Annotated in this window: 21 protein-coding genes; 6 read left to right on the plus strand and 15 right to left on the minus strand. The window is 62.3% G+C overall.

Annotated features, from left to right (window positions below; translation table 11 throughout):
- Positions 1-8: 8 nt before the first annotated feature.
- From J2Z75_RS11640 to J2Z75_RS11650, 3 genes are all read right to left on the minus strand, one after another.
- Entirely contained in the window at positions 9-1,340 is a 1,332-nt protein-coding gene (locus tag J2Z75_RS11640; RefSeq protein ID WP_209853355.1) for an ATP-binding protein, read from the minus strand.
- A gap of 26 nt (positions 1,341-1,366) precedes the next feature.
- Positions 1,367-2,029: a response regulator transcription factor gene (locus tag J2Z75_RS11645; RefSeq protein ID WP_209852320.1), complete on the minus strand. Its 663-nt coding sequence runs from the start codon at positions 2,027-2,029 to the stop codon at positions 1,367-1,369.
- A 147-nt stretch (positions 2,030-2,176) separates the two neighbouring features.
- Positions 2,177-3,820 carry a phosphoethanolamine transferase gene (locus J2Z75_RS11650; protein WP_327791254.1) on the minus strand — a complete coding sequence of 548 codons (1,644 nt, stop codon included), beginning with the start codon at positions 3,818-3,820 and terminating at the stop codon, positions 2,177-2,179.
- Positions 3,821-4,104: 284 nt separating this feature from the next.
- Here J2Z75_RS11650 and J2Z75_RS11655 point away from each other — a divergent pair, with 284 nt between their 5' ends.
- The 5 genes from J2Z75_RS11655 (at position 4,105) to J2Z75_RS11675 (ending at position 8,348) form a co-directional block, all read left to right on the plus strand.
- Positions 4,105-4,266 carry a hypothetical protein gene (locus tag J2Z75_RS11655; protein WP_209852324.1) on the plus strand — a complete coding sequence of 54 codons (162 nt, stop codon included), beginning with the start codon at positions 4,105-4,107 and terminating at the stop codon, positions 4,264-4,266.
- A gap of 120 nt (positions 4,267-4,386) precedes the next feature.
- Positions 4,387-5,157 (plus strand): SDR family oxidoreductase, encoded by a 771-nt coding sequence (locus J2Z75_RS11660; protein ID WP_209852328.1) that lies wholly within the window; start codon positions 4,387-4,389, stop codon positions 5,155-5,157.
- A gap of 911 nt (positions 5,158-6,068) precedes the next feature.
- Positions 6,069-6,815, plus strand: a complete 747-nt coding sequence (gene ubiG, locus J2Z75_RS11665) for a bifunctional 2-polyprenyl-6-hydroxyphenol methylase/3-demethylubiquinol 3-O-methyltransferase UbiG (RefSeq protein WP_209852331.1) — start codon at positions 6,069-6,071, stop codon at positions 6,813-6,815.
- A 29-nt stretch (positions 6,816-6,844) separates the two neighbouring features.
- Complete coding sequence (locus tag J2Z75_RS11670; RefSeq protein WP_209852334.1) at positions 6,845-7,756, plus strand: DUF3616 domain-containing protein; 912 nt, start codon at positions 6,845-6,847, stop codon at positions 7,754-7,756.
- A 193-nt stretch (positions 7,757-7,949) separates the two neighbouring features.
- Complete coding sequence (locus J2Z75_RS11675) at positions 7,950-8,348, plus strand: hypothetical protein (protein ID WP_209852337.1); 399 nt, start codon at positions 7,950-7,952, stop codon at positions 8,346-8,348.
- Positions 8,349-8,706: 358 nt separating this feature from the next.
- On the opposite strand, the gene J2Z75_RS11680 is transcribed toward J2Z75_RS11675, so the two are convergent.
- From J2Z75_RS11680 to J2Z75_RS11705, 6 genes are all read right to left on the minus strand, one after another.
- Positions 8,707-8,868: a type II toxin-antitoxin system ParD family antitoxin gene (locus tag J2Z75_RS11680; RefSeq protein WP_234937312.1), complete on the minus strand. Its 162-nt coding sequence runs from the start codon at positions 8,866-8,868 to the stop codon at positions 8,707-8,709.
- A 136-nt stretch (positions 8,869-9,004) separates the two neighbouring features.
- Positions 9,005-9,619, minus strand: coding sequence for a DUF3291 domain-containing protein (locus J2Z75_RS11685; RefSeq protein ID WP_234937313.1), 615 nt, complete (start codon positions 9,617-9,619; stop codon positions 9,005-9,007).
- The gene (locus tag J2Z75_RS11690; RefSeq protein ID WP_209852340.1) at positions 9,606-10,034 is read right to left on the minus strand and encodes a DUF1178 family protein; all 429 of its coding nucleotides are present in this window, start codon (positions 10,032-10,034) and stop codon (positions 9,606-9,608) included. The genes J2Z75_RS11685 and J2Z75_RS11690 overlap by 14 nt, the downstream gene beginning before the upstream one ends.
- A complete protein-coding gene (locus J2Z75_RS11695; protein WP_209852343.1) occupies positions 10,031-10,888 on the minus strand; it encodes a carbon-nitrogen hydrolase family protein in 858 nt (285 codons plus the stop codon). Before J2Z75_RS11695 ends, J2Z75_RS11690 begins: the two co-directional genes overlap by 4 nt.
- A gap of 11 nt (positions 10,889-10,899) precedes the next feature.
- A complete protein-coding gene (gene grxC / locus J2Z75_RS11700) occupies positions 10,900-11,157 on the minus strand; it encodes a glutaredoxin 3 (protein ID WP_209852346.1) in 258 nt (85 codons plus the stop codon).
- Positions 11,158-11,206: 49 nt separating this feature from the next.
- Positions 11,207-11,983, minus strand: a complete 777-nt coding sequence (locus J2Z75_RS11705; protein WP_209852351.1) for a ComF family protein — start codon at positions 11,981-11,983, stop codon at positions 11,207-11,209.
- A gap of 59 nt (positions 11,984-12,042) precedes the next feature.
- On the opposite strand from J2Z75_RS11705, the gene J2Z75_RS11710 reads away from it, so the two are divergent.
- Complete coding sequence (locus J2Z75_RS11710; RefSeq protein ID WP_209852353.1) at positions 12,043-12,927, plus strand: methyltransferase domain-containing protein; 885 nt, start codon at positions 12,043-12,045, stop codon at positions 12,925-12,927.
- Positions 12,928-12,936: 9 nt separating this feature from the next.
- Here J2Z75_RS11710 and J2Z75_RS11715 read toward each other — a convergent pair whose 3' ends face one another.
- From J2Z75_RS11715 to J2Z75_RS11740, 6 genes are all read right to left on the minus strand, one after another.
- Positions 12,937-13,116 (minus strand): Flp family type IVb pilin, encoded by a 180-nt coding sequence (locus J2Z75_RS11715; protein ID WP_209852356.1) that lies wholly within the window; start codon positions 13,114-13,116, stop codon positions 12,937-12,939.
- Positions 13,117-13,255: 139 nt separating this feature from the next.
- A complete protein-coding gene (locus J2Z75_RS11720; protein WP_209852358.1) occupies positions 13,256-13,576 on the minus strand; it encodes a hypothetical protein in 321 nt (106 codons plus the stop codon).
- Positions 13,577-13,773: 197 nt separating this feature from the next.
- A complete protein-coding gene (gene mutT / locus J2Z75_RS11725; protein WP_209852362.1) occupies positions 13,774-14,187 on the minus strand; it encodes an 8-oxo-dGTP diphosphatase MutT in 414 nt (137 codons plus the stop codon).
- A 2-nt stretch (positions 14,188-14,189) separates the two neighbouring features.
- Positions 14,190-14,963: a GNAT family N-acetyltransferase gene (locus J2Z75_RS11730; RefSeq protein ID WP_209852365.1), complete on the minus strand. Its 774-nt coding sequence runs from the start codon at positions 14,961-14,963 to the stop codon at positions 14,190-14,192.
- 6 nt (positions 14,964-14,969) lie between these two features.
- Complete coding sequence (argJ, locus tag J2Z75_RS11735; protein ID WP_209852368.1) at positions 14,970-16,211, minus strand: bifunctional glutamate N-acetyltransferase/amino-acid acetyltransferase ArgJ; 1,242 nt, start codon at positions 16,209-16,211, stop codon at positions 14,970-14,972.
- Between the two features lie 277 nt (positions 16,212-16,488).
- A complete protein-coding gene (locus tag J2Z75_RS11740; RefSeq protein WP_209852371.1) occupies positions 16,489-17,349 on the minus strand; it encodes a peptidylprolyl isomerase in 861 nt (286 codons plus the stop codon).
- Between the last annotated feature and the right edge of the window lie 271 nt (positions 17,350-17,620).

The following is a 17,620-nucleotide window of genomic DNA, read 5'->3' on the forward strand; positions in this document are numbered from 1 at the left end:
CAGCCTCCTCACCCGGCAACCTCTCCACCCCCAAACCGCAGCACCACCTCGAACCCGTCCGCCCGGTCCGTGGCCGGCGACAAGACCTCGAAGCCGGCATTCATCTGCTGCAACAGCCGCTCGGCGATCGAGAGCCCGAGACCCGAGCCGGGCGAAGCGGTATTGCCCCGGCCGAAACGTTTGCGGATCGCGGCCAGCTCGTCCGGTGTCAGCGCCGCCGCGCCGTTGACGATGCGCACCACGCCGTTCGTCTCGAGCCGGATATCGACAGGCTCGTCCGCGCGGCCATGCACCAGGGCGTTCTCGATCAGGTTGCGCAGGACGATCGCAAAAGCGTCCTCGCTATATGTGCCTTCCAGCTTCGCGCCGGCCGCGCGGTGAAGGCGCAAACGCCTGGAGGCCGGATCGCCGCGCTCGAAATCGGTCACCACCAGTTCCAGCACACGCGCCAGATCGACCCTTGTCGTGCCGGTGCCGATCCCGGCTTCGGCGCGTGCCAGTTGCAGCAGCTTTTCCGCCGTATGGCCGAGATTGACCAGCGAGGTTTCGATCTGCTGGGCGCGGCGTTTTTTCGGACCGTCGAGTTCGGCGATCAGCATCTGCGTCTGCGCCAGCGCGCCGGCGATCGGCGTGCGCAATTCGTGGGCGCTGTTGGCGGTAAACTCCCGCTCCGCGTCGAAGGCCGATTGCAGCCGCGTCAGCAGATGGTTGACCGAGCGGGCGATCGGCCGAAGCTCGCGCGGCAATGTGCCGGATGGCACCGGCGCCATGTTGCCGCCGTCCTTTTCCTCGATCGCCCGGCGCAGGTCGTCGACCGGCGCCAGCGTCCGGCGCACGATCAGCCAGATCAGGAGGACGCTGACCGGAATGAGGATAAGGACCGGCAGGAACAAGGCCATGCCGCCCTCCGTCGATGCCTCCGACCGGTTCGCCAGCGCATCGGCCACCTGCACGAAGACCGCGTGGTCGGCCGATGTCGCCGTGAAGAATCGGTAGGTGTCGTCGGTCCAGAAACCGCGCTTCAGCGGCGCGCCGAAAGGCTTGGCCGGCGCATCGTGCGACCGGAAGAGAATGTCTCCCTTGGCATCGCGCACCTGGTAGACCAGATATTCTTCGCCCGCGTCGTCGCTCTCGTCGCGAAGATGCGGCGGATAGGCAGGATCTTTGCGCCGATCGAGATCGGTAACGATCATCGGCACGAGACGCTCGGCCGTTTCCTGCAGCGAACCGTCGAAGATTTCCCCGAACTCGTCATGCATCACCGAAACGCCGAGGCCGGCGGCAATCAGCCAGAAGGCTGTCGCCGCCCCCGTCAGCCACAGGATCAGCCGCCGCGTCATGCTTTGCGCCCGGATTTTCTGCTGTTTCACGCCGCAGCCCCGATCTTGTAGCCGACGCCGCGCACGGTCACGACATGCTCCCGCCCGAGTTTCTTGCGCAGCCGGCTGACATAGACCTCGACGGTGTTGCTCTCGATCTCCGAACCGAACGCATAGAGCGCCTCCTCGATCTGCGCTTTCGAGACGATCGCGCCCGGCCGGGAAAGCAGCATGTCGAGAACCGCCCATTCGCGGCCGGACAGACCGACTTCCCTGTCGCCGGCAAACACCCGCCGGTCGACCGGGCTGATCTTCAGCTCGCCGAAAGCGATCGTCGGCGAAATATTGCCGCCATAGCGGCGGATGACGGCAAGCATGCGTGCGGTCAGTTCGCCAAGATCGAACGGCTTGACGAGATAGTCGTCGGCACCGCTGTTCAGGCCTTCGATCCGATCGGAAATCTGGTCATGCGCGGTGAGGATGATCACCGGCGTCGCGTTGCCGACCGTGCGCAGCTCCTTCAGAAGGGCGATGCCGCTGCCGTCCGGCAGCCGCAGGTCGAGCAGGATCAGGCCGTAGGCGACGGCGCGCAGCGATGTGCGCGCATCGTCCAGCGTCTTCATCCAGTCGACCGCATGACCGGCAGCCGCGATATGATCGCGCACGGCCTCTCCTAGAATCTCATTGTCCTCGACGAGCAGAACGCGCAAGCCGCTGGTCCTTTTATCGGTCAGCCTTCCCGGCATTCTTATTTCCTCTTTGGAGTCCGGCGTCAAACGGCTTTGATGATCACGACGACAGGCCCGCCCCCGTTGACCGGGAGCAGGCCGCGGAATTCAGGATGTCCTTCCGGCCGCTTAAGAAGCGGCGCCGCCCCGGCAGGACGCCAGAACATCGAGCGCCGGGTCATAGACCTTGGTCGCGACATTCATCATGCCGAGCACCGTATGGAACAGGTTGTCGTGCGACTGCGGCTCGCTGGTCTTTGCCTGCAGGCACGTCTGGTTGGTGCCGACCTTGGCCTCCGTCCCCTGCCACAGGACGAACGGAACATGGGTCTGCTGCGACGGCGCGATGAAATAGGGGGCGCCGTGCAGATACAGCCCGTGCTCGCCCAGCGATTCGCCATGATCGGACATGTAGATCATCGATCCCGCCATCCTGTTTTCGCGGGCTTTCAGCATGTCGATGACGGTCGAGAGAACGTGGTCGGTATAAAGGATGGTATTGTCATAGGCATTGACGATCTCGTCGCGCGAACAGTTGCCAAGTTCCGGCGTCCGGCAATCCGGCGTGAACCGGCGGAAAGCGTCCGGATAGCGCTGGAAATAGGCCGGCCCGTGGCTGCCGAGCTGGTGAAGTACCAGCACGCTGTCGCCCTTGACGGCATCGAGCCAGGCGCCGAGACGGTCCAGGTGAACGTCGTCCAGGCATTCGTGATCCTTGCAGAAACGCGGATCGTTGATCGTCGAGAGCGACGTGTAGGCGATGCGGTTGGCAAGCGCCTTGCTGCCGGTGTTGTTGTCCCACCATTCCGCCCTGATGCCGGCATGGGTCAGGACATCGAGGAGATTTTCGGTTTCAAGCCCCTTCTGGTGCGTATAGGTGCTGCGTGTGTAGACCGAGAACATGCAGGGCAGCGAAACCGCCGTCGCCGTGCCGCAGCTCGATGTGTCAGTGAAATAGCGTATATCCTGCCGGCCAAGCTCCGGATTGGTGTCGCGGGCATAGCCATTGAGCGAGAAATTCTCCGCCCGCGCCGTTTCCCCTGCAACGATGACGGTAACGCGCGGCTTACCTGACGCCGTCGGTGCGATGACGTGCGCATCGGCTCCGAGCGACTGGACGACGATGTCCTTCTCCGCCTCGCTGGCCATGACATACCGCACGACGCTGACGATCGGCGCGACCGGGTTCAGCGTCGCCATCAGATCGCGATGCTGGCGGGTGGTGGCCGCGAAAGTGCGGACGTTTGCAAGGCCGACGGATGCGAAAACCGCAAGACAGGACAGGACCAGCGCCATATTCCATTTGAACTTCTGAAAGAACGGCCGGTGCTGGATGCGCACCAGCGCGACCAGCACGGAAGGCAGAACGCCAAACAGCGTCATATGGATGAGAAAGCCTTCCGTCAGCAGATGACCGGCTTCCGAACCCGTCGTCTCGGCAGCGTTGCGGATCATGTCGACGTCGATGACCGTGCCGAAGTGATCCATGAACCGCGAGGCAGCCGCAGCGCTCATGATGAGCACGATGAACACCGGCTTGGTGAGATATTTCACCGAGACGGCAACGCAAACAGCCGAAAACAGTGCAAAAAGCCCGATACCGAGCAGAATGAGCCCGAAACTTGGGGCGCCGAGATAGTCGACGGCCTTGGTCCAGAATGTCCCGTTCGTCACGAAGATGAGATAGAGCGCCACGATCACGCTCAGCGTCGCGCTGCCGATGGCCGGGCGTGTCAGGCGCGGGGCCGCCGTTGATAGGGTTTCCAATGACACCGGTCATCTCCTGCTTCGCATCAGACTGATGGAGCCGGGCACGGCGCATTCGCTGTCAGGCCATCCGGCTGGGCGCCGTCGGGCATGCGTCGGCACCCGCGGCCGTCTCCACGCCCGACATCTGGTCCGGTTTTCTGACAGGAACCTGAACGGGGAACGGCTGGCGAAAGTGCCCTTGCGAACCGGCCTCTCGCAGGGAGCAAGTTCCGCGCATTTTTTTTGAAGCGTTCAGCCTGATGTCAGTATCGCCCGGCAAAGTGGCGATCGACACTGGAGATTTCTGTTTGAAAGCGCGTCGAATTCCTCTTGGGCTGCTCTACATCGCCACCCTCGTCCTGCTGATCGTGCTGATCCCGCTGATCCAGCTTTTAGGCCCCCATGCATCGGCGATGATGCACCGGCAGTCATCGGCAATGGCGCTTCGGCTGGACAAGATGAAGCTTTGAAGCATCGGTAACGACTTACATAACCATACTTCCCGCCCAGATCCCCGCGCAGGAATCGGGTGGCGGCGCGCAGCCCGTGCTGCGATTGAACCTCCCGCAACAGCAACAGGAGATTCAATCATGACCGCACTTTCCAGCAAGGTCGCCATCATCACCGGCGCCAGCTCCGGCATCGGCCGGGCAACGGCAAAACTGTTCGCTCAAGAGGGCGCCCGCCTCATCCTGTCGGGACGCCGCCGAACCGCACTTGACGAACTCGTCGCGGAAATCGAAGCCGAAGGCGGTGAGGCCTTTGCCATCGACGGCGATGTGCGCGACGAAACCCACGCCCGGTCCCTGGTCGGCGCCGCGACGGAAAAATTCGGCGGCCTCGACATCGCCTTCAACAATGCCGGCACCACCGGGGAGATGGCGCCGATCGCCGACCTGTCGACCGCCGGCTGGCAGGAAACGATCGAAACCAATCTGACCAGCGCCTTCTTCGGCGCCAGATATCAGGTGCCCGCCATGGCCGCCCGCGGTGCGGGCTCGCTGATCTTCACCTCCAGCTTCGTCGGCCATACGGCGGGCATGCCGAACACCAGCGCCTATGCCGCCGCCAAGGCCGGACTGGTCGGCCTCACCCAGAGCCTTGCGGCCGAGCTTGGATCGAAGGGCATCCGCGTCAATGCGATCCTGCCCGGTGGCACCGATACGCCGATGAGTTTTACCAACGCGCCCGGCGCCGGACCGGAGGTCCTTGCCTTCGTCGAAGGCCTGCATGCCCTCAAGCGCATGGCAAAACCGGAGGAGATCGCCCGCTCCGTTCTCTACCTCGCCTCGGATGCCTCAAGCTTCACCACCGGCACCGCCATGCTCGTCGACGGCGGCGTCTCGATCAACCGAACCTGAAAAAAACATCCCCGTTCATCCCCGCCCTGTTTTTCCGTGTCATGCTCCTGCTCGTCCCGTCATCGGATACACCGGAAAGCGTTGCCGGCGAGACGGGGCCGGTGCCCGGACGATTTGGCGAAACGCGCGTCAGATCCCCGGGGCTGCGTGAAAGGCGGTTCTCCTCCGGTTCGTGAAAGCGGGCCGGGCGTGCCGGGTCATCACACCGTCTGACGACGGTCCAGGATGGTACCCCGCCTCATTGAAAAGTCCGGCGGATAAGCGGCCGGGCCGGGGCATTGGAGGTCTCTCCCCCCAAAAAGGGAGAGGCGTAGAAGAACCTGAGAAGCGCGGCAAAAGACACTGAACGGGGCGCTAGAAGGCGTCATATACATTACTTAGTCATCGGCACTTTCCAGCGCCCCGACCAAGTAAATCATCAAGCAAACCCACGGCGGATTTTCCGGGCGTGGCTGAAGGGCGTTGAGGGTACCGCGATCTCCCTCTTCTCCCCGGCGGGGAGAAGGTGGCCCGCAGGGCCGGATGAGGGGGGCGAAGCCACCTTAAAATTGGTAGTTCGGACAAACTGAGGTTGGGAAAGTTGAGAGAATAGAGCGATGCAAGACCCGCCCCTCCATGCCGAACCGCCCCCTCATCCGCCCTTCGGGCACCTTCTCCCCGCCGGGGAGAAGAGGAAGCCTACCTCCCCCTTGAGGGGGGAGGTCGCCGCAACGCGGCGGGTGGGGGTGACCACCGCGAACACCACGGTCCATTGTATATGCCGCAGATCACCCCATCCGGCGCTACGCTCCGACCCTCCCCCTCACGGGGAGAGTAAAGCCGCCCCTCGCCCCCCCGCGACACTGCCAACCCTTGACTTTCCATCCCGATCGTCCGACTTCAAAAGGGTTCTATCCCAAGGAGTTCCGACCATGAGCGAGCAAGCCCGCAGCACCATCGACCAGGCGCAAGTCGACCGGTTTTCCGCCATGGCCGCCGAGTGGTGGGACCCGAAGGGCAAGTTCAAGCCGCTGCACAAGTTCAATCCGGTCCGCCTCACCTATATCCGCGACCGCGTGTCGGACAATTTCGGCCGCGAGGCCAAGGCGCCCCAGCCGCTCAAGGGCCTGCGCGTCCTCGATATCGGCTGCGGCGGCGGGCTGCTGTCCGAGCCGATGGCCCGCATGGGCGCCAATGTCGTCGGCGCCGACGCCTCGGAAAAGAACATCATGATCGCCAGGACCCATGCGGCCGGCAGCGGCGTCAATGTGGATTACCGCGCAGTGACGGCGGAATCGCTGGCCGAGGCCGGCGAGACCTTCGATGTCGTGCTCAACATGGAAGTGGTCGAGCATGTCGCCGATGTCGAATTCTTCATCAGCACCTGCGCCTCGATGGTGCGCCCCGGCGGCCTGATGTTCGTCGCCACCATCAACCGCACGATGAAGGCGGCGGCGCTCGCCATCTTCGCGGCCGAAAACGTCCTGCGCTGGCTGCCGCGCGGCACGCATCAGTATGAAAAGCTGGTGCGCCCGGAAGAGCTGGAAAGACCGATCACCGCCGGCGGCATGGAAGTAACGGACCGCACCGGCGTCTTCTTCAATCCGCTTGCAAACCAGTGGAACCTGTCGAAGGATATGGACGTCAACTACATGATCGTCGCCAAACGCCCGGCCTGACCCGCAAGATATCGCAGGAGACTGTCGCGATGAAAATTCCATCCCTCGGCATTCTCCCGGTCGATCATATCGGCCCCAAACCGTTCGAGTATATCGGCATCTGCGAGGCGTCGGCCGCCGTCGCCCTCGACGACAGCCATTTCGTCGTCGCCAGCGACGAGACCAACACCTTGCAGATCTACCGCCGCGGCATTGCAAGGCCCGTGCGGGCACTCAAGTTCAAGAGCTTCATCGGCGAGGAAAAATCCGACATCGAGGCCGCTGCCCGTATCGGCGACCGGGTTTACTGGATGAGTTCGTTCTCCCGGCCCGGCAACGGCGGAAACGCCAGGGACCGTTCCGTCCTCTTCGCCTCGCGCATCGTCCACACCGCCGACGGCCCGACGCTCGAGCCGGTCGGAACGCCGTTCGAAAAGCTGCGCCGGCATCTGAAGCGGGAATTGCAGATCTCCGGCACCGACATCAACGTCGAAGGCCTCGCCGGTTCGCCGGAGGGCGACCTGCTGATCGGCTTTCGCAGTCCCCTCAAGGACGGCATGGCGCCCGTCCTGCGCCTGAAAAATCCGGTCGGAGTGACCGAGCGCAGCGCGCAGCCGCGTTTCGGCGAAATGCACCTGCTCGACCTTGAAAACCGCGGCGTGCGCAGCATCGACTGGACCGGCCTGTCGCCGGCGGTCTACCTCATCCTCGCCGGCCCGCACGAAAACGGCGGCGACCCGGAGGATGAGAAAGAAGAATTCTCGCTCTATTCCTGGACCGGGACCGCGCAACCACCGCTCAGGCTTTCACCCGAACTGCCGAAAAGCTTCACCGCCGAGGCTCTCGTCCCCTATCCGGAAAAAGGCCTCGTCCAGGTGCTGAGCGACGACCGGAAGAAAAAGAACGAACCGAAACTCCCCCGGAAAAAACGCCGCTTCCGCAGCGTCGATGTGGCCTATTGAGCAGCGCGATAATTTCAGTTTTTGTTGTGAATCGATCATGGCATAGTGGATGCATGACAAAGCTTCTTGATCAGGCGGTAGCGACCGCGCGGAGCCGAGGTAGAAACCGTGCTGTCCAAATACCGGTTGTGAAACTGCGCTATTCAAAACGCGCCCTTCAACAAATCGATCAGGCGCAGACGAAGACTGGACAATGCGGCACCATCAATGCAACGTATGGCTGTTATCAGCGGAGACTGCATTGATACGCTCAGCCCTCGTAATCATCGGCACCCTTTGTCTGGTCGTGTCCTCGCCGGCAAGCGGCGAGCCGATCACAAAGGAACAATGGACCGCGAGATACAAAGGTCTCAAAGAGCGCCCTCTTTTGCGCCACGAACACATATCATCCTGCGCATCCGAAATGGCGGCCGAAATTTCCGAGGATGTGCGCGAAGAGATCGAGGCCATGAATACGGTGTCTGCCACCGAGGTCATCGCAAATGTGTGCGCGCTTCTCATGAATGCCGCGGTGGAAGGCAGACTGACCTACGAGCAATACAGGGAATGGCTGATCAATCCACCTGACGACATAGTGGAGCGCCTTCAATAAGCGCGCAGCAAATTCAAACATCCCCGCCTGTCGTCCCCATGCTAGACTTTGATCGATTGCCCAAGCTGGAGAAAATTACGCCTTGGGTCGATCTGCTCTTTGACATGAGGGTTTTCTCCCTGTGAGGCCGCCTCTACCAGTTTGACGATTGATGAGCAGCTACCCCTCTTCTCCGTCATCCTCGCCCTTGTGGCGGGGATCCAGCAGCGCCGCGTCCGCGGCGCAAAAGACTCCTTTCACGCGACCGACGTCGCGTGGCTGGATTCCTGTGACAGGCACAGGAATGACGGAGGAAACTGCCTTCAAAATCGGATAAATATGACCAAAAGCGACCTCCAATTGAGGCGACCAAACCGAATCAGCGGCCGTTTATCTGAGCGGTCACCAAATCTTGGCGGGCCTCTTCCCGCAACGTGTCAAAGTCCACCGGCATCGGCTTGCCGCTGGCTTTGCCCTCTTCCCACATCTCGCGCAGCCGGCGTATATCGGCCTGGCGGGCATTCTCAACAGTCGGCACCATCCAGCCTCCGGTTTGATAATGTCGGGACATTAAAACCATCCTGCCATAGCGCCAATAGAACCGCGAAAGATCGACGAAAGCGGTGCGAAGGCCCTCTCACCGCACCCCCAATCATCCCCGCCCCTTTACCCCCATGCTAGACTTTCAGCGTCAACACATGCGCAAGCAGGTCTTCCTGCCCCTTGCCATTGTCGTCGGCGATCCGCCGGACACGATCCCGGTCGATGACATAGGCTTCGCCATCGGGGGTGAAGGGTTCTTTGAAGGTGAATGCTCTTGGCGAAGCGCCGTAGTCATGGAGATATTCCAGCCGCTCGACGCCTTCGGACCAGTCGGGAACATGGCGTTCCGCCACCCACCAGAGTACCAGCGGCGGCCAGCTGGGCTTGATATTCCAGTTGCGCCCGTGTTTCAGCGCATCGGCATGAACGCCGTTGTAGGAAAACGCCATCAGCGATTCGATATCCGCCCACAGCGAGAGAGATGACGGGGCGCTGTCGAAACCGCTGCCGTCGATGAAACGTGGAAAGACCTGAATGCCCCAGCTGCGCGGTCCGGGCACGCCGCGGTAGCCGGAGCGGCCGACAAAGCCGGATGCCCGCGACGCGGCTTCGAAGTTGGCGGGTTCGCGGGACACGAAACCCTCGACGCGGGGATCGTCCTCGGGGCCGACATGCAGGCCGAAATTGTAGATGGCCAGGCGCGCGCCTGCCAGACGCGATCCGCCGGCCGTCATGTCAGTTGACGTCATCCGGCAGCACCGGCAGCGCGGCGATCTCGATGCCTTCCTCCAGCAGAGCGCGAGCCTCGTCGACCGTCGCCTGGCCGATCAATCCGCGCTGCTCGGCCTCGCCATAGTGGATCTTGCGCGCTTCCTCGGGAAACCTGTTGCCCACATCCTCGGAATTCTCGCGGATCGAGGTCACCAGTTCGCGGATCTTGGCGACCGCTTCCTTGCGGGCCTGGTCCATCATCAGCACCTTGGCCTCATCCTTCTTGCGGGCCGTCGAGACCGAAGGCGCCATCAGCTCCTTGGCAACGGAAACGGAACCGCAGGCAGGACAGGAGACCAGCCCGAGATCGGCCTGGCGGTCGAAATCGGCGCTCGAAGAAAACCAGCCTTCGAAGGAATGGCCGTTCTCGCAGGAAAGCGTGTATTTGATCAAGCGGCCACGTCCCCGGAGGTACTCGCCGGCACCTCCTCCAGCGAGAACGCCCGGCCGTTCTTGAGGTTCGGAATTTTCCCGCGCGCAGCAGCAACCGCCGCAATATCGATATCGGCCAGCACGACGCCTTCGCCGGTGCCGCCGGCCGAAGCGAGAACGACGCCCCAGGGATCGATGATCATCGAATGGCCATAGGTCTCGCGGCCGTCCTCATGCACGCCGGCCTGGGCAGCGGCGATGACGAACATGCCATTCTCGATGGCGCGGGCCCGAAGCAGGATCTCCCAATGCGCCTCGCCGGTCTGGCGCGTAAACGCAGCCGGCACCGACATGATCTGAGCCCCCGCCGCCGCCTGCGCCCGGAAAAGCTCGGGAAAACGCACGTCGTAGCAGATGGCGCAGCCGAGCTTGCCGAACGGCAGGTTCACCAGCCGCGCGGTGCCACCCGGCGTATAGGCCGAGCTTTCCCGCCAGCTTTCGCCATTGTCGAGATCGACGTCGAACATGTGGATCTTGTCGTAATGGGTGATCTTGCGGCCATCGGGTCCGAAGAGGAAACCGCGATTGGCCATCTTGCCGTCGCCAAGGCCGATCGCCGTCGATCCGACATGCAGATGGATGCCGAGTTCGCCGGCAAGCCCGGAGGCGGCGGCAACGATCAGGTCGGAGCTTTCATCGCGCAAGGCCGCCTTCATCGCGGCGCGGTCCCGCTGCAACGCACCGGTCATTTCCGGCGTCTGCACATAGGCAGCCCCTTGCGCCGCCGCGTCGCGGACCAGCCGCGCCATGGTTTCAGCGTTTCTGGCCGGGTCGACACCGGAACACATCTGGATCGCTGCGGCCTTGAACGTCATGAAAGCGCTCCTTATGCGGCAAGCATATCGTCGAGCTTGCCGGCGCGTTCGAGCGCATGCAGGTCGTCGCAACCGCCGATATGGGTGTTGTTGATGAAGATCTGCGGGAACGTCGTGCCGCCGTTCGACCGTTCGATCATCTTCTGGCGCACGTCGGGCGCATAGGTGGCATCATGCTCCTCGAACGTCACGCCCTTGGTTTCCAGAAGTTTCTTCGCCGCGGAACAGTATCCGCAGAATTGACGGGTATAAATGACGACCGAAGCCATAGTCTTGACCTGCTCCTTCGCCGGCCCTCGGCCAGCATCACATACCGTGTCATATAAGACCGGACATGGCTCTTGCAAAGGTCAAAACGGTGACATCCGCAGCACCGGCCTTCTTCAGCGCCCGTGTCGCGGCGGAAACCGTCGCCCCTGTCGTATAGACATCGTCGACCAGCACGATGCGCTTGCCGAACACAATCGCCTTCCCGGCCTCGGTGACGGCAAAGGCGCCGCGCACGTTGTCCTGACGCGCCGTGGCACCCAGCCCGACCTGCTGGGCCGTGCGCTTGATGCGGATCAAGGCGTTCGGCAGGTAAGGCCGGGCCGAAATCCGGGCGACAGCCCGGGCAAGCTCGGCCGACTGGTTGAACTTGCGGCCCCAGAGCCGGAAGGCGTGCAGCGGAACCGGGATCACCGCGTCGCAGCCCGCAACGCTGCCGTCGCTGGCGCGGATCATCCATTCGGCCATCATCACGGCAAGGTCTGTGCGGTCGCGGTATTTCAGTCCGTGCACGAGCGATTTGGCGATGCCGTCATGAATGGCAACCGAGCGCAGCCGCTCGAACACCGGCGGGTTGGCGATGGCATCGGCCGACAGGATGCCGGCGCCGAGATCGTGCGAGAACGGCACGCCGAGAACCTCGCAATAAGGCCGCTCGATCAGCCGCAGCGTCGACCAGCAGGCGGGGCAGACGCCGCGATGCTGCCCGACCATCCGGCCGCACCCGCTACAAACAGGCGGATAGACGGCATCGACCGCCGCCGCCATCAGACCGCGCAACCCCTTGGCCAGCCGCCACCCCGGATTTTCTGCCCCTTCGCCCTGCATGCTGTTGACTTTACGGCGGGGCGGGTTTCATTGCGATCAGATTTTTAGGAAGCACGCCCGTGGATATCGTTTTCGACCAGACGCTCATCGAAGCCCGCCGCCAGCGGGCATTCCGCAACGGCGATCCGAAGGCGCAATTCCTGCTGGAGATCGCCGCGCAGGAACTGGCCGAGCGCCTCGACGTCGTCGAACGCCATTTCGACAAGGCCGTCGAACTGCACGGTTATACCGGCCTGACGGCCCGGTATCTCGCAAACACCGGCAAGGTCACGGAGATCGTCAGGGTCGAGACGGATGCGGCGTTCGCAGCCGCAGGCGAAAGCGTCTCGGTCTCGCCGCTTGAAACCGTGCCGCTGGCGGCAGAATCGACCAACCTCATCGTCTCGCCGCTGTCGCTGCACCTGACCAACGACACGCCCGGCGTCTTCATCCAGGTGCGCCGGTCGCTGAAACCGGACGGCCTGTTCCTTGCCGCCATCCCCGGCAGCGGCACATTGCAGGAATTGCGCGAGGTGCTTTTGGCGGCCGAGAGCGAAATGACCGGCGGCGCCAGCCCGCGCGTCATCCCTTTCGCCGATGTCCGCGATATCGGCGCTCTGCTGCAACGCGCCGGCTTCACCCTGCCGGTCGCCGACACCGAGACCTACACGGTGCGCTACGCGTCGCTGTTTTCCCTATTGAAGGATCTGCGCTCGATGGGGATGACCAATCCGCTCGCAGCCCGCAGCCGCAAGCCCTTGAGCCGGAAATTCTTTCTGAAGGCAGCGGAAATCTATGCGGAGCGTTTTGGCGATCCGGACGGCCGCATCCGGGCGACGTTTTCGATCATCTATATTTCCGGCTGGGCGCCGCACGAAAGCCAGCAGAAACCGCTGAAACCGGGCTCGGCCAAACAGCGCCTGTCGGATGCGCTGAGCACGCGGGAATTGCCGCTCAAGGAATAGGCCCGTTGATCAGGGGCTGACAACGGGATCGTTGATCGCGGCGCTGAGCGTGTTGAAGACGCCCAGCAGTGCATCGGAGAAACTTTCGAGGCCGATGATCATCGCGACGGAGATCAGACCGGCAAGCAGGCCATATTCGACCGCTGTGGCACCGTTTGTATCGTTCAGGAAACGAATCAGTGTCTTCATGTGCTCCCAGCCTGTCTGCGCATGCCCCTACGAATAACGTCACCCGAAAAGGAGAGCATGCGTACCCTAATTGTCGGGTCGATATCGACCCCGGCTGACAGCAAACACGAACACGGGCACCTCCGGCTCATGCCGGCAATCAGCAGCCGCTTTTGCTTCCATCACCATCGATAATGCAGACGGCGCCCGGCATTTCCTGCAGCACGCTCCGGCGCACCGTGTAGCGCTTGGTCGGATTGCTGCTCGGAATCGAGCCGGTCGAAATATTGTCGTAGTCGATCGGCGCGTCGGCGAGCACCTTGTTGTCCGTCTTCGACGTCAGCATCGGCGTCAGAATGAGGGTCAGCGCGATGACGGCGGTACCGAACAGCAGCGACAGATTGAGCGCACCCGTGCGGCGGCTCTGGCTCGTCACCAAATCCTTGTCCTGAACCGTTCTCCAAAAATCATCGTCAACCATCGTCTGCCTCTTCGAATACGTGCGCTTCCTTGAAGACGGTTCACCCTCACCGCTTCAACCATGTCCACGCCGATACACAACCGGCGTCGGCCGCGGGAAACATCCCGAAACCAATAGACACCGGCACTTGACTGAGGCTGATTTTGACGGAGGGTGATAAATGTTCGATTAATAAAATCGAAATTTCCAGGATTTGATCAGAGCAAATCCATTAAGTAGGGGATAAGCGGCTCGTCGGCCGGCGGCATCGGATAGTCGCGCAACGCCTTCGGCCGCACCCATTTCACCGCCTGGCCTTCCCGGCCATGGGCAACGCCCTCGTAGCGCCGGCAGACATAGAGCGGCATCAGCAGATGGAAATCGTCGTAGGTGTGGCTGGCAAAGGTCAGCGGCGCAAGGCAGGCGACCTTGGTGCGCACGCCCAGTTCCTCGTCAAGCTCGCGGATCAGCGTTTCCTCCGGCGTTTCGCCGGGCTCCACCTTGCCGCCGGGAAATTCCCAGAGCCCGGCCAGAGACTTGCCTTCGGGACGTTGGGCGAGAAGAATGCGGCCGTCGCTATCGACCAGCGCGCAGGCGGCGACCAGCAGGATTTTTCTGTCCGTCACGCTCATCGTCAAAGCTCCGCACGCCGGTAGGCATACCGGTAGACGTCCCTGAAACCGAATTTGCGATAGAGAAGAATGGCCGCCTCATTGTCGGCTTCGACCGAGAGCCAGGCTGTGCGCGCACCGCGAAGACGAGCCCAGCGCAGCGAGGCGTTGACGATGGCACTTCCCACGCCCTGCCGCCGCACGCTTTCAGCGACGGCAACCTGAAGAATCCCGGCGAGATCGTTGTCGTGAACCGCCAGCGACACCGCGATCGGACCGTCGTCGGGGGATTCGAAGAGAAACAGCCCGCATTCCGGCTTGATCGCATTGATGATTTCGCTCAGGCCCGCCTTGTCCTGGCTGCTTTCGCCGCAGATCCGCAGCCGGGCATCGACGAACCGGCCGACGTCGCGCAACGGCAGATGCTCGATCGATTCCGTCGTGTCGTTCGGCGGTATATCGGCCATCATGACGATGGTTTCGGAGAACACCGGCCAATTGTGTTCGCTCATATACGCAATCAATTGCGGCGGCGTCAGCGGCGTCTGGCGCACGGTGAGCGGCCGGCCGTAATCGGCGAAGCGCTTGGCCGCCTTCTCCAGCCGGATTTCGATATCGCGGCAGTCCGAAGGGTCCAGCGGATTGACCGAGTTGAGCCGCTTGGAATCGTGCCCTGCCGTCAGGCGGATCAGCCAGCTGCCATCATAGTGTACGGATGCCGCCGGCCAGGCCCGAAAGCCGACGGCTTCAAGGCGGCGCACATTCGGCAAATCGGCTTTCGAGATCGAATCCTGCACTTGATATCAGCTCCGGTAGTCGCCGTTGATCTCGACATATTCCTTGGTCAGATCGCAGGTGTAAACCGTTGCCTTGCCCGAACCGAGACCGATCTCGACCCGGATGGAAATGTCCTCTTCCTTCATCACGGCCGAGGCCGCGGCTTCCGAATAGGCCGGATCACGCTCGCCCTCGACGGCGACGCGGACATCGCCGAACCAGATCGCCAGACGATCGCGATCGGCCATTTCGCCGGACTTGCCGACCGCCATGACGACGCGCCCCCAATTGGCGTCCTCGCCGGCAACAGCCGTCTTGACCAACGGTGAATTGGCAATCGACAGCCCGATGCGCTTGGCGGCCTCATCGCTTTCAGCGCCCTCTACGGTGACGGCAACCATCTTGCGGGCACCCTCGCCGTCACGCACCACCTGCAGCGCCAGGTCACGAAGGAGCTCGTTCAGCGCGGCGCGAAAACCGTCGAGCGCCGGATCAGCGGCATCGGTTACTGTCTTCTGGCCATCCTTGCCGGCAGCGCCGGTGGCAAACAGCATCAGCGTGTCGGAGGTCGAGGTGTCGCTGTCGACCGTGACGGAATTGAAGGTCGGGCCGGTACCTTCGGACAGCAGAACCTGCAAGGCGGCCGGCGCGATATCCGCATCGGTCACGACGAAGGACAGCATCGTCGCCATGTCCGGCGCGATCATGCCGGCGCCCTTGGCGATGCCGTTGATGATCACCGTGACGCCGCCGATCTCTGCGCTGCGGGTCGAAACCTTCGGATAGGTGTCGGTCGTCATGATCGCCTTGGCGGCCTCGAACCAGAAGTCGCCCGTCGCCTGGCTGGTCATGTCGCTCAGAACGCCGGCAAATTTTGTCGCATCCAGCGGCTCGCCGATCACCCCGGTGGAGGCGAGGAACACTTCGCCGGTGGCGCAACCGACAGCTTCGGATGCGGATTGCGCCGTCAGTTCCGTCGCCGCTCTGCCCTTCTTGCCGGTGAAGGCATTGGCATTGCCGGAGTTCACGACGACAGCACGCGCCACGCCGCCTGCCAGATTCTGGCGGCAGAAATCGACCGGTGCCGAGGGGCAGCGGGATTTGGTGAAGACGCCGGCGACAGCCGCCGGCTCGTCGAAGACCATCAAGAGCACGTCGGTGCGGTTCTTGTACTTGATGCCGGCGGCGGCAGTCGCCATCCGGACGCCACGCACCGGCGGCATCTCGGCAAAGGATTTCGGGGCAAGCGGAGAAACGGAGCCGGACATGATCAAACCTCAGATTAAGAAAAACCACCGGGAACTGACTTGGGATAAAGCAGAAGGCCCCATCCTCCGTCATCCTCGCCCTTGTGGCGGGGATCCAGCGACCCGACGGACGTCGGGTCAAAAGACTTTTCGCCCAAGTCCTTGGGCGGCTGGATTCCTGTGACGAGCACAGGAATGACGGAGATCGGCTATTAAGAGCCCTCACCTCTCCCTTCGCCCCATGGTGATGGGGAGAAGGTGGCCGGCAGGCCGGATGAGGGGCGCTTGCAAAAAGAGCTTAGTTGGCGGCCTCTGCCTTGTTGGCGTCGTCATATGCCTTCTTGAGGGCCGGATCGGTGATATCGACGCCGGCATCCTTCTTGGCAGCGGCCAGAAGCTCGATATACTTGTCGCGCATGACCAGCTGCTTGACCTGCGGCTCGACCTGTTCGAGCGGCGGTGCCGGCTGGGCGCGCTTGTCTTCGAGCAGGATGACGTGGTAGCCGAACTGGGTCTTCACCGGTGTCTCGGTATACTTGCCCTTTTCCAGCTTGAAGGCAGCCTCGGAGAATTCCGGGACCATGCGGTCCTTGGTGAAATATCCGAGATCGCCGCCGTCAGCCTTGTTCGGATCGGTCGACTTTTCCTTGGCGAGCGTCGCAAAGTCCTTGCCGGCATCGAGATCCTTGATGACCGCCTTGGCTTCGTCCTCGGTCTTGACCAGAATATGGCGGGCCTTGACCTCTTCCTGCGGCGCGATCTTGGCGATTTCCGCGTCGTAGCGCGCCTTGACTTCTTCCGGCTTCACGGCGTCGACGACGTGCTTCTTGAAGAAGGCGTTGTGCAATTCGCGATCGGTGAGATAGGCGATGCGCTTCTTGAAGTCTTCGTCGTTCTGAAGACCTTCCTTGTCGGCATCCTTGGCCAGAAGCTTGACGTCGATCAGGCCCGAAAGGGCAGCAGCGCGTTTCTGGTCCTCAGGCAATTGTGCGAGCTGCGGGTCAAGACCCGTCATGGCAAAGTCGAGTTCCGACTTGTGAATTTCCGCACTGCCGACTTTGGCGATGACGGGATCGGCGGCATCCTGTGCCGCTGCCGGGCCCTGGGCGGCCATGACAGCGATCAGGGCAACTGCCGCAAGCATTTTGTATTTCAACATCCTCATACCTTCCACGCTGGTATCCGGAACCGCGGTCACGGCCGGCTTGAAACGTTCCACATCATCAGATTGTGGCCGTTCTGTAGCCTCATACCAAGGAACGATGACAGAAACCCATAGGATGCGGGCGTCCTATCGTCGATCCTTGCTATTCGTGAACCTCAACTCCCGTTGACATAATTCGACCCCCCTCTTATCTGTCACGCAACCTCGCGTCCAGAACACTTCCGGGCGGTTCATAGTATTTCGCGGAATTGACCCGCGTTTGGCG

Source organism: Rhizobium herbae (assembly GCF_017873135.1).
GTDB classification, from domain to species: Bacteria; Pseudomonadota; Alphaproteobacteria; order Rhizobiales; family Rhizobiaceae; genus Pararhizobium; species Pararhizobium herbae.

Bases quoted from the DNA above. Each gene is read 5' to 3' on its own strand.
- J2Z75_RS11640 (WP_209853355.1), bottom strand. From the start codon at position 1,340: ATGACGCGGCGGCTGATCCTGTGGCTGACGGGGGCGGCGACAGCCTTC.
- J2Z75_RS11660 (WP_209852328.1), top strand. From the start codon at position 4,387: ATGACCGCACTTTCCAGCAAGGTCGCCATCATCACCGGCGCCAGCTCC.
- ubiG (WP_209852331.1), top strand. From the start codon at position 6,069: ATGAGCGAGCAAGCCCGCAGCACCATCGACCAGGCGCAAGTCGACCGG.
- J2Z75_RS11670 (WP_209852334.1), top strand. From the start codon at position 6,845: ATGAAAATTCCATCCCTCGGCATTCTCCCGGTCGATCATATCGGCCCC.
- J2Z75_RS11675 (WP_209852337.1), top strand. From the start codon at position 7,950: ATGCGGCACCATCAATGCAACGTATGGCTGTTATCAGCGGAGACTGCA.
- J2Z75_RS11680 (WP_234937312.1), bottom strand. From the start codon at position 8,868: ATGGTGCCGACTGTTGAGAATGCCCGCCAGGCCGATATACGCCGGCTG.
- J2Z75_RS11685 (WP_234937313.1), bottom strand. From the start codon at position 9,619: ATGACGTCAACTGACATGACGGCCGGCGGATCGCGTCTGGCAGGCGCG.
- J2Z75_RS11695 (WP_209852343.1), bottom strand. From the start codon at position 10,888: ATGACGTTCAAGGCCGCAGCGATCCAGATGTGTTCCGGTGTCGACCCG.
- grxC (WP_209852346.1), bottom strand. From the start codon at position 11,157: ATGGCTTCGGTCGTCATTTATACCCGTCAATTCTGCGGATACTGTTCC.
- J2Z75_RS11705 (WP_209852351.1), bottom strand. From the start codon at position 11,983: ATGCAGGGCGAAGGGGCAGAAAATCCGGGGTGGCGGCTGGCCAAGGGG.
- J2Z75_RS11715 (WP_209852356.1), bottom strand. From the start codon at position 13,116: ATGAAGACACTGATTCGTTTCCTGAACGATACAAACGGTGCCACAGCG.
- J2Z75_RS11720 (WP_209852358.1), bottom strand. From the start codon at position 13,576: ATGGTTGACGATGATTTTTGGAGAACGGTTCAGGACAAGGATTTGGTG.
- mutT (WP_209852362.1), bottom strand. From the start codon at position 14,187: ATGAGCGTGACGGACAGAAAAATCCTGCTGGTCGCCGCCTGCGCGCTG.
- argJ (WP_209852368.1), bottom strand. From the start codon at position 16,211: ATGTCCGGCTCCGTTTCTCCGCTTGCCCCGAAATCCTTTGCCGAGATG.
- J2Z75_RS11740 (WP_209852371.1), bottom strand. From the start codon at position 17,349: ATGTTGAAATACAAAATGCTTGCGGCAGTTGCCCTGATCGCTGTCATG.